This window comes from Enterococcus avium ATCC 14025, from assembly GCF_000406965.1.
Lineage (GTDB): Bacteria > Bacillota > Bacilli > Lactobacillales > Enterococcaceae > Enterococcus_A > Enterococcus_A avium.
Genome location: NZ_KE136364.1, coordinates 321,715 through 331,855 on the forward strand (window position 1 = coordinate 321,715; position 10,141 = coordinate 331,855).

Annotated in this window: 13 protein-coding genes; 10 read left to right on the plus strand and 3 right to left on the minus strand. The window is 37.4% G+C overall.

What is annotated here, in order from left to right; all coding sequences use genetic code 11:
* The first annotated feature begins 29 nt into the window (after positions 1 to 29).
* The 7 genes from greA to OMU_RS14400 all read left to right on the plus strand — a co-directional run bounded on the left by greA (position 30) and on the right by OMU_RS14400 (position 5,150).
* Positions 30 to 509, plus strand: coding sequence for a transcription elongation factor GreA (greA, locus tag OMU_RS14370; RefSeq protein WP_016180609.1), 480 nt, complete (start codon positions 30 to 32; stop codon positions 507 to 509).
* A gap of 132 nt (positions 510 to 641) precedes the next feature.
* Entirely contained in the window at positions 642 to 1,364 is a 723-nt protein-coding gene (liaF, locus tag OMU_RS14375) for a cell wall-active antibiotics response protein LiaF (protein ID WP_016180610.1), read from the plus strand.
* Entirely contained in the window at positions 1,361 to 2,428 is a 1,068-nt protein-coding gene (locus OMU_RS14380) for a sensor histidine kinase (protein WP_016180611.1), read from the plus strand. The genes liaF and OMU_RS14380 overlap by 4 nt, the downstream gene beginning before the upstream one ends.
* 55 nt (positions 2,429 to 2,483) lie before the next feature.
* Positions 2,484 to 3,116: a response regulator transcription factor gene (locus OMU_RS14385; RefSeq protein WP_016180612.1), complete on the plus strand. Its 633-nt coding sequence runs from the start codon at positions 2,484 to 2,486 to the stop codon at positions 3,114 to 3,116.
* A 117-nt stretch (positions 3,117 to 3,233) separates the two neighbouring features.
* Positions 3,234 to 3,899 carry a potassium channel family protein gene (locus OMU_RS14390; RefSeq protein WP_016180613.1) on the plus strand — a complete coding sequence of 222 codons (666 nt, stop codon included), beginning with the start codon at positions 3,234 to 3,236 and terminating at the stop codon, positions 3,897 to 3,899.
* 11 nt (positions 3,900 to 3,910) lie between these two features.
* Positions 3,911 to 4,204, plus strand: coding sequence for a HesB/YadR/YfhF family protein (locus tag OMU_RS14395; RefSeq protein ID WP_016180614.1), 294 nt, complete (start codon positions 3,911 to 3,913; stop codon positions 4,202 to 4,204).
* Positions 4,205 to 4,217: 13 nt separating this feature from the next.
* Positions 4,218 to 5,150, plus strand: coding sequence for a glycosyltransferase family 2 protein (locus tag OMU_RS14400; protein ID WP_016180615.1), 933 nt, complete (start codon positions 4,218 to 4,220; stop codon positions 5,148 to 5,150).
* A 12-nt stretch (positions 5,151 to 5,162) separates the two neighbouring features.
* Here OMU_RS14400 and OMU_RS14405 read toward each other — a convergent pair whose 3' ends face one another.
* The gene (locus OMU_RS14405) at positions 5,163 to 6,110 is read right to left on the minus strand and encodes a phosphoglycerate dehydrogenase (protein ID WP_016180616.1); all 948 of its coding nucleotides are present in this window, start codon (positions 6,108 to 6,110) and stop codon (positions 5,163 to 5,165) included.
* 89 nt (positions 6,111 to 6,199) lie between these two features.
* A complete protein-coding gene (locus OMU_RS14410) occupies positions 6,200 to 7,015 on the minus strand; it encodes a DUF1189 domain-containing protein (protein WP_016180617.1) in 816 nt (271 codons plus the stop codon).
* A 177-nt stretch (positions 7,016 to 7,192) separates the two neighbouring features.
* On the opposite strand from OMU_RS14410, the gene OMU_RS14415 reads away from it, so the two are divergent.
* The 3 genes from OMU_RS14415 (at position 7,193) to OMU_RS14425 (ending at position 9,803) form a co-directional block, all read left to right on the plus strand.
* Positions 7,193 to 7,660: a GtrA family protein gene (locus OMU_RS14415; RefSeq protein WP_016180618.1), complete on the plus strand. Its 468-nt coding sequence runs from the start codon at positions 7,193 to 7,195 to the stop codon at positions 7,658 to 7,660.
* A 73-nt stretch (positions 7,661 to 7,733) separates the two neighbouring features.
* Positions 7,734 to 8,342 carry a superoxide dismutase gene (locus tag OMU_RS14420; protein WP_016180619.1) on the plus strand — a complete coding sequence of 203 codons (609 nt, stop codon included), beginning with the start codon at positions 7,734 to 7,736 and terminating at the stop codon, positions 8,340 to 8,342.
* 234 nt (positions 8,343 to 8,576) lie between these two features.
* Positions 8,577 to 9,803, plus strand: a complete 1,227-nt coding sequence (locus OMU_RS14425; protein WP_016180620.1) for an LCP family glycopolymer transferase — start codon at positions 8,577 to 8,579, stop codon at positions 9,801 to 9,803.
* 91 nt (positions 9,804 to 9,894) lie between these two features.
* Here OMU_RS14425 and OMU_RS22945 read toward each other — a convergent pair.
* On the minus strand, positions 9,895 to 10,141 hold a 247-nt coding region (locus OMU_RS22945; protein WP_016180621.1), incomplete at its 5' end, for an ISL3 family transposase.

The following is a 10,141-nucleotide window of genomic DNA, read 5'->3' on the forward strand; positions in this document are numbered from 1 at the left end:
GTAATTTTGTTGATTGAAGGAGAAGAAAAATGGTAGAAAAAACATACCCTATGACTTTAGAAGGAAAACACAAGTTAGAGCAGGAATTAGAAGAATTAAAAACGGTAAAACGTGGAGAAATCATTGAGCGAATTAAAATTGCACGCAGCTTTGGTGATTTGTCTGAAAACTCTGAGTATGAATCAGCGAAAGATGAACAAGCCTTTGTTGAAGGACGTATCAGTACTTTGGAAAATATGATTCGTTTCGCACAAATTATTGATAACGAGAATGTTGATTCTGATGAAATCTCAATCGGTAAGACAGTTACTTTTGTGGAATTGCCTGATGAAGAAGAGGAAGAATATACGATCGTCGGAAAAGCCGAAGCAGATCCGTTAACTGGAAAGATATCTAATGATTCACCGATCGCGCAGGCATTGATTGGTAAAAGTGTGGGGGATATCGTAACGATCGCAACTCCCGGTGGTAACATGGAAGTTAAGATCGTAGATGTCAAGCAAAACTAAGAATGGTTGAAAGAGGCGCTGGTCGCCTCTTTTCTTTTAGGGTTTAAAGAGGTTGCGACTTTAGACCGATGGTATTTAGACTTTAAAAAAAGTAGAATAAGGTATAAATAAAAAGTTGGGAGGAAAGACAAGATGAAAAGTCCATGGCGCTTTTTCATTGTAATTGAAGCCTTACTTGCAATTTTCTTATTATGGCAACTATCTTCAAATCCTGCGATGTTGATCATGCTGCTTTTTGGCACATTAAATATATACTGGGCATTGCGTAAACACCGTCGTCGAAAATTTCAATTGATCTTAGGTTCAGTAATTTTGATCATCTGTTTAGTGAATAGTCCTGCGACTTGGTTGATGTTGATTTTTGCAGTAATATTTCTTGGACTTAAGGGTTTCGAAATTGCGGGTATTTCAATGCCAAACCATTCTTTGAAGAATAAAAAAAGCATCGTAATGGTTGAAACAACAGATCCGACAGGACATAATGGTGAACGAAGGAAACAAAGCTGGATCGGAAATGATCGAATCGGAACACAAGTTTTTGAGTGGGATGATATTAATGTAGCAATCTTAGCCGGAGACACAATCGTTGACTTAGGGAATACATTGTTGCCTAAAGAAGATAGCATCGTAATTGTCCGTAAAGGCTTTGGTCGGACACGAATTTTAGTTCCTTATGGTATTGGAATTCTTTTTGAGCACGCGACGCTTTATGGCAAGGTTGATTTTGATGAGGATACGCAAGTTCTCCGCAATGAAACAATCAAAATGTATAGCGAGGATTATGATGAGAGTCCTCGTAGATTGAAAATAGTGACCAATACATTGGTGGGAGATGTCGAGGTGATTCGTGTATGATGGGGAAATATTCTCGTTTACAAATTTCCCTTTATTCGGGTCTGATTTCTTTTTTACTGATTTTGACAACCCTCTTTCTGTATATGTATGCGATAGGGAAAAGGCAATTATTTGCTCAATTATTTGTTGCACGAATTTTTTACATTCCTTTATTTGTTCACATTATTGTCATTTCTTTAACGGTATGCGCAGCGGTCTATTTTCTCGTGACATTTTTAGAAAAGCGGCAATTGGGGAAAATAGAAGGAAAATTGCAAAACTTAGCTTCTGGTGACTATGAACAACCTTCTTTGGATGTAGCGATTTCACAAAATAAAGAGATGCTGTTAGTCGATCATGATATCAAACGAATTAAAGAAAAATTAGTGAGCATGTCACGGGAGCTGCAGCAGTTAAGCAGTCAGCCGCAGATGGTTGATGGTACGACAAGAGAAAAAATCTTAGAAGAAGAGCGTCATCGTTTAGCAAGGGAACTGCATGATTCAGTTTCTCAGCAGCTTTTTGCGGCAATGATGATGATGTCCGCCTTGAATGAACAATCCCAGCATTCTGAAGAATTGGAGCCTTATAAGAAGCAATTGGCGATGGTAGCCGATATTATTAATGCAGCGCAATCAGAAATGCGCGCATTGTTGCTTCATTTGCGCCCAATCAGTTTAGAAGGCAAAAGTTTGCGTCAAGGAATTGAGCAATTATTAAAGGAACTACAGACTAAAATTCAAATTCAGTTAAAATGGGATGTTCAGGATATTTGTGTTTCACCAAGTATTGAGGACCAACTATTTCGAGTAGTGCAGGAGTTATTGTCTAATACATTGCGTCATGCAAAGGCGAATGAATTAGAGGTTTATTTGAAAATCGTTGGTCAAAGTATTTTGCTGCGTGTAATTGATGATGGTGTCGGATTTGAAGCCAAAGATGAGCACGCTGGTAGTTATGGATTACGCAACATTCGTGAACGAATTGCGGGTGTTGGCGGGTCAACTAAAATAATTAGTTTTAAAGGTCAAGGAACAAGTATTGAAATTAAAGTTCCTGTTGTAGAGGACACTGATCCTGCTTAACGGTATGCTAGACAGCATAGAATAAAATAGATTATTAAGAACTAGGAGGCAGAGGATGATACGAGTATTGTTAGTTGATGATCATGAAATGGTTCGATTAGGCGTTTCTTCTTACCTATCGATTCAATCAGATGTCGAGGTTGTGGGGGAAGCTGAAAATGGCGAAGATGGCTACGAGAAGGCGATGGCTCTTCGTCCAGATGTAATTTTAATGGACTTGGTGATGGAAGTGATGGATGGCATCGAATCAACCAAGAAAATTCTAAAAGAGTGGCCAGAAGCAAGAATCTTAATCGTGACCAGTTTTATTGATGACGAAAAAGTTTATCCTGCTATTGAAGCGGGTGCCTCAGGTTATTTGTTGAAAACATCTACCGCTCATGAGATCGCCAATGCCATTCGTAAGACCTATAATGGTGAGCGTGTCTTAGAACCAGAAGTGACGACGAAGATGATGGAGCAATTATCCAATCGAAACCGTCATGTTCTTCATGAAGAATTAACGAATCGTGAACAAGAAATTTTACTATTAATTGCTCAAGGAATGAGCAATCAGGAAATCGCTGATGAATTGTTTATCACCTTAAAAACAGTCAAGACGCATGTATCGAATATTTTAGCGAAGCTAGAAGTAGAGGATCGTACACAAGCAGCGATCTACGCCTTTAAGCACGGGTTAATAAAATAGAGAGTCCATCTCTGTTTTATTAACCCGCTCTTTGTTATACTAGGAAATGTAAGTTTTGCTGGTATAGAGATTCAAGTTATTTGGATAAATAATATATTGAAAGATTAAGGAGATATCATGAAGCAAAGTTTTGTCATTATTGGTTTAGGAAGATTTGGCGGGAGTATTTGCCGCACATTAGTGGAATCCGGTCAGGAAGTTTTGGCGATAGACAGCAGTGAAGATCGTGTGAATGAGTACATGAATATTGCTACTCATGCAGTTGTGGCGAATGCACAGGATGAAATGACTCTCCGTTCTTTAGGCATTCGAAATTTCGACCATGTCATTGTAGCGATAGGAGAGGATATTCAGGCGAGTATCTTAGTGACTTTAATGGTCAAGGAAATGGGTGTGCCTAATATTCTGGCAAAAGCACAAAATGAATATCATGCCCGTGTCTTAGAAAAAATCGGCGCGGACCGTGTTGTCCATCCTGAACGGGATATGGGCCAACGAATCGCTCATAACCTGGTTTCGAAGAATATTTTGGATTATTTAGAATTATCTGATGAGTTTTCTTTGGCGGAAATCAATGTGACCAATCGTAAATTTTATGGTAAAACCTTAGATGAACTAGATTTTCGTCAACGATTTGGACTAAATGTGGTAGCAATTCGTCGGGATAATCAAGATCCAATCGTGACACCACCTGCAGAAGAAGTTGTACAAAAGGACGATCATTTAGTGGTGATTGGTCGCGATGAAGACGTGGATTATTTAGATGAAAAAATGAATGGATAGGTGATTTTCAAATGAAGTTAACAATAACCCCAAAAGCGCAAGAATGGTTTAAACGTGAAATTGAATTAAGCGATGGCCAAGGAATTAAATTTTACGGAAAAGTCTATGGAAAAACTCAGGTTCATGATGGCTTTTCAGTAGGGATGTCGGTGGATACAATCGATAGTCCACTTGTAAAAACAACTATTGGTGATCAATTGTTTTATATTGAAGAAGCCGATGAATGGTTTTTTAAGGGATACGACCTCGTTGTTGATTATGACACAGTCTTGGATGAACCAAAGTACGACTTTATCCAAGTTTAGGAGTTGATACAAAATGATATCAGTTATTGTTCCTTGCTTTAATGAAGAGGAAGCGATTCCTCTTTTTTTTACGGAGATGGAGAAAGTAAAAAAAGAAGTCTCGCATAGCTTTGAATATATTTTTATCAATGATGGATCAAAGGATGAAACATTGGAAGTTTTGCGAGATTTAGCTAAGAGAAACGATTTCGTTCGCTATATCTCTTTTTCACGTAATTTTGGTAAAGAAGCTGCATTATATGCAGGTTTACAAGCTTCTAAGGGTGACTTAGTAACTGTCATGGATGTTGACTTGCAAGATCCGCCTGAATTATTACCGAGAATGATTGAAATGATCGAGACATCAGATATTGATTGTGTAGGAACGCGACGTTCAAATCGAAAAGGAGAACCCATTATTCGAAATCTATTTGCCAAAGCTTTTTATCATTTAATTAATCGAATTAGTGAGACAGAGATGGTGGATGGCGCTCGAGATTATCGTTTAATGACACGCCAGATGGTTGACGCGGTATTGGAACTGACTGAACATAATCGATTTTCTAAAGGGTTATTTAGTTGGGTTGGCTTTAAAACAGAATATATTTCTTTTGAGAATCAAGAGCGAGTGGTTGGAAAATCTTCATGGTCATTTTGGGAATTGTTTAACTATTCAATCGATGGAATCATAAATTTTTCTGATGTGCCCCTCAATATAGCTTCTTTTGTCGGAGCTTTTTCTTGTGTTGCTTCGGGAATCGCAATGATATTTATTATTGTTCGAGCATTATTATTTGGCGATCCGACATCTGGTTGGCCGTCATTGGTAACAATCATTCTCTTCATTGGCGGTGTTCAATTACTGTGCATCGGGATTATTGGAAAATACATCGGGAAGATTTTTATGGAAACAAAAAAACGTCCAGTTTATATTGTTAAGGAGACTGAAAAAAAGTTGGAGAAATAATCTCCAACTTTTTTAGTATCCTCGTTTCACTTCAACCTGGTTCACAGTCAATTCTTTACTTGAAACATAGCTTTTTAAATTACTCAAAAAGATTTTCATAAATTTATTTTGAAAATCAATAGTCATTCCTGAAATATGCGGAGTAATCAAAACATTATCAAATTCCCATAACGGACTTTCTTTTGGTAGCGGTTCTTCTTCAAAAACATCAAGGGCAGCAAAAGCAAAGTGTTTTTCTTCAAGTGCTGTTATCAACTCTTTCGTATGAACAGTATCCCCACGTCCAACATTTACAAATACAGCAGTTTTCTTCATTTTTTCGAAAATATCACTATTAAAAATATGATAGGTTTCGTGTGTACCAGGCAAAATCCCTACCACAATGTCCATCTCTGGGACAATTTTAGCCATATTTTTGATGGAGTAGGTTTCTGCGAATCCCTCTACTGAATGGCCAGTTGTATTGATACCAAAAACATTTACGCCTAAGCTATGGATTGATTTCGAAAGTTGCTGACCAATATGTCCGGTACCAACGACTAGTAAATTTTTCCCAGCAAGCTGGTCATAGTGAATGGATTTTTGAGCCCATTCATTGCGACCTTGTTTTTTTACAGCTTCGTTCAAGCCGCGATAATAGCCAAGCAGAACGCCAATAATATGTTCGCTGATAGAAAGGGCATGAATCCCGCTGCCATTAGATAATAAAATATCCTGTTCTGAGAACTTATCTAGTGGTAAATAGTCTACACCAGCGGAAATAGATTGTACCCATTTCAATTTTTGGGTTGCTAATAACTGATCTTCGAATTTCTCTGCCCACCCCACAGATATTTCTACGGCTGCAAAATCTTCTTCAGTCAAAGTGTTTTTGATTTGATAGTCAGGAGCGATGGATTGAATTTTTTCAGTGAATTCCTCGCGAAATTTTTTTTGTAAGAAAATAATTGGTTTTGTCATCTTTACGCCTCATTTCATGTTCAAATAGAATCGTCTCATTTATTTTATCAAAGCTTGCGAAAAAAAACTGCTTACAGAATCGTAAGCAGTTAATTAGTTGGCAATTCAATTTTTGGGAAGTGATTGATGACTCGGAAAAAGATAAACAAGCTGATGAACGTAATTAAAATACTTGAGTCAAAGTTTGGTTGAAACAATAAAACAAGGGTTGCTAAAATTGTTGGGATAGTTGCGCAAAAAATAATCGTTTTAAAACACTCAAAAAAGGTTACACGGCGCAACCTTAATTTTGCTACGATCATACCAGCAATACCGGCAAAAATTAATGTAACGAATAAGTTGATGAAGGAAGGATAAAGACCTGCCAATAGCATCACTAAAGGCGTCCAAATTGGCATTCTCAAATCTTTTAGACCAGTTCTCAATTTATCCCCAGTCATACTTTTTAGAGGTACCTGTTTATAGGAGAATTTAAGGACGTTATCGCCGAATAGTGCTGAGCTGACCCCACCGTAATCTGGAAGTACAATTATAGCTTGGTCCTTTAACAGTCCAACGCTGAAGTAATTTCCTATCAAGTCTTTCTCGACATCTTGGCGCGTACGTTTTCCTTCAGGATCGAAGGTCAGAATAATTGAATCTGTTTGATAAATAAATCCTTTCTCAGGTTTATCAGTTTTGATTTCACCATTTTCAATCCTAAAGTCGGGAATTTTTTCAACAATCTCTAGGCTGTCGGTTTTCAGTTGATCCATTACCTGAAGGGCCTGATAGACACTCGGAATTGCCAAAAGCAAACTCAACCCTAGTAGATAAACGATCGATTTCCAAAAGGGCGTGTCCTTTGCTGATTTTAGATCCTCAAAACGAATAAGGGATCCTTTGATTAATTGACGAAAAGTCATGTGATCGCTCCAATCTATTTATACAAGAGCCATTGTAGCGAAGTAAGGTTGAAATAACAAGGCGATCTGTAAAAATGTAAAAAGAATGCAAGAAAGAATTGACTATCGTACCTTGCTTCGTTATCGTATTTATGAAAGTGGATAATAAGAAAGTGGATAATAAGAAAGTGAGTAATCATGAAATTTTATCAGATGTTTAAGGACTATTTAGAAGAAAAAAGACTTTGGGAAGTCTTCATTTATTTATTTTTTGGTGGATTAGCGACAGTAGTAAATATTGTGACCTTTGCTTTGGCTTATCAAGCTTTTCATTTAAGCTGGCCAGTTTCAAATGCTATTTCTTGGATTTGTTCGGTACTATTTGCATTTGTCACAAATAAATTGTGGGTTTTTCAATCAAAAACAGAAAGTATTCCAGCTTTGGCGTGGGAGTTTGCTAAATTTATCTTCTATCGTGTGTTGTCATTTGGTATGGATATGGCTTGCATGTATTTGTTTATTGATATGTTGCACACAGGAAATTTGATTGCAAAGATTATTACGCAAATTGTCGTTGTCGTTGCCAATTATATTTTTAGTAAAGTCTTCATTTTCAAAAAAGTTGAGATTATTGAAGACGAGAAAACGAATTCCTCGCCACGGTAGGCATATATTTTGAAGAACATTGCATTGTTTGTTACAGTTAAAGCATAAAGATATTTAAGGAGGAACTTGAACTATGGCTTATACTTTACCAGATCTACCTTATGGCTACGATGCATTGGAGCCTTATATCGATGTTGAAACGATGCATTTGCATCATGACAAACACCATAACACTTATGTAACAAATTTAAATGCTGCGATTGAAAAATATCCGGAATTAGAAGAACAGTCAATTGAAGAGCTAATGAAAAACTTAAATGAAGTTCCTGAGGACATTCGTACGGCTGTACGTAATAACGGCGGCGGACATGCTAACCACAGCTTCTTCTGGAAAATTATGGCTCCAAATGCTGGTGGTGAACCTACAGGCGCGATTAAGGACGCAATTGATCAAGCATTTGGCAGCTTTGAAAAAATGAAGGAAGAATTCAAGACTGCAGCAACTGGTCGTTTTGGTTCTGGCTGGGCATGGTTAGTATTGAACAATGGAAAATTAGAAATTACTTCTACTGCAAATCAAGACAGCCCATTAACTGATGGAAAAACACCGATCATTGGCTTAGATGTATGGGAACATGCGTATTATTTGAAATATAAAAATGTACGTCCAGACTACATCGCTGCTTTCTGGGACGTTGTGAACTGGGATCAAGCAAATGAAAACTTAGCGAACGCTAAATAATCAACTATTAAAGAGGAAGATTGGCATGGTCAATCTTCCTCTTTTTTTAGCCTAGATTTTAAGACCTTCCAAAAATCTTCATAATTTTATGGTATAAATCGAACATAAAGAGCAAACCAGCTATTAATATTCTTTAAGTTTCTGTTATTTGAAATTAATTGTTTTTAGCTGTTGTTGATTAGATAGCTGATATATGAGAAAATAAAACGAAAAAATCGTTAATAGAGGTGTATGATGAGTCGTTGGAAGAAAGTGATCGTAGGGTTATTAGTCCTACTAAATTTATTTATAGGTGGGATTACCTACTATGCTGTCCAAGTGACAAATGATGCCAGTAAAATGGTTGATAGTATTCGACAAACTGTTAAACGTACAAGTTTGAAGCGAGAGGGAGACAAACCCAATATAGACAATGCGGAGCCTTTTTCAATTTTGCTCGCGGGAGTCGATACAGGAGATCTTGGCCGCTCGGATCAGGGGAGATCTGATAGTATGATGGTCGTTACTATCAATCCCAAGCAAAAGAAATCAACAATTGTCAGCCTAGACAGAGACATTTTGACTAAAATTGTTGGGTATGAGACGAATGACAAATTAAATCACGCCTACGCATTTGGTGGTGTCAAGATGTCAATGGATACAATTGAGACACTGTTAGATATCCCTTTGGACCATTATGTATCGATCAATATGCGTGGATTAAAAGACTTGATTGATGCGGTTGGCGGTATTGAGATCAATAATAAGATTGATTTTACTTTGGATGGTATTCATGTACCTAAAGGAAAACAAACGTTGGATGGAGAAAAGGGCTTAGCCTATGCGCGGATGCGTTATGAAGATCCAGAAGGTGATGTTGGACGGCAAAGACGTCAACGAGAAGTAGTAACCAAAATTTTACGAAAAGCGATGTCAATCAATGGTGTAAGTAACTATAGAAAAATCTTAAAAGCAGTCGAAAAAAATATGAAAACCGATCTAACATGGGATGATATGATGGATATCGGAACGAACTATTTATCTGCATTTGATACTATCAAACAAAAACAATTGGTTGGTAAGAGTCAGATGATAGATGAAATTTACTATCAAATATTAGGTACAAATGAATTATTAGATATTCAGAACACATTGAAGAAGCAATTAGATTTGCCTACAGCAAGCACTTTACCAAACCTGAAAGAACAAGATGCAGATAGTTTGTTCTATGATGACTCTGATGGCAAAGCCAGTGAAGACACCAGCCAATTTGCGCCAGGCTATGATAATCCGAATAATTATGACAGCAGTGGCGTTTATGGTGATTCTTCAAATACAACTAACGACTATCAACAATCCGATGATTATTCTACTCAATATGATCAAGGATATACAGATCCAAATCAAGGTTACGGTGGTGCTACTGATCCTAACGCAGGACAGCAAAATGATGTTTACGGCCAGCCCGCTGCTGGTTACTAAAAAACGGCTCTTCGTCAAATCGTGTTGGTGAAGACAAATTTGAATAAAACTTAGTCCGATATGCGGCGCGTTCTGTGCGCCGCATATTTTTTTAGTTTTCAAAGATCAGACCTTGTTGTAAATAGATCCGTGCCCGAAAGTTATAAAAGTTGCGATAACCAAACGCAATTCGTTTAATCAGCTTGATCTTGTTATTCAGCCCCTCAGTGACGCCGTTTGAGTGGGACACCTTAAAGGCATTTGAAATACCCGATTGGTAGCGATGGAAGATCGTGAATTTCTTTTTAAACGACTGAGGTAACGTAGATGAAATTGTTTTAAGGGTTTCTTGAAAGCCT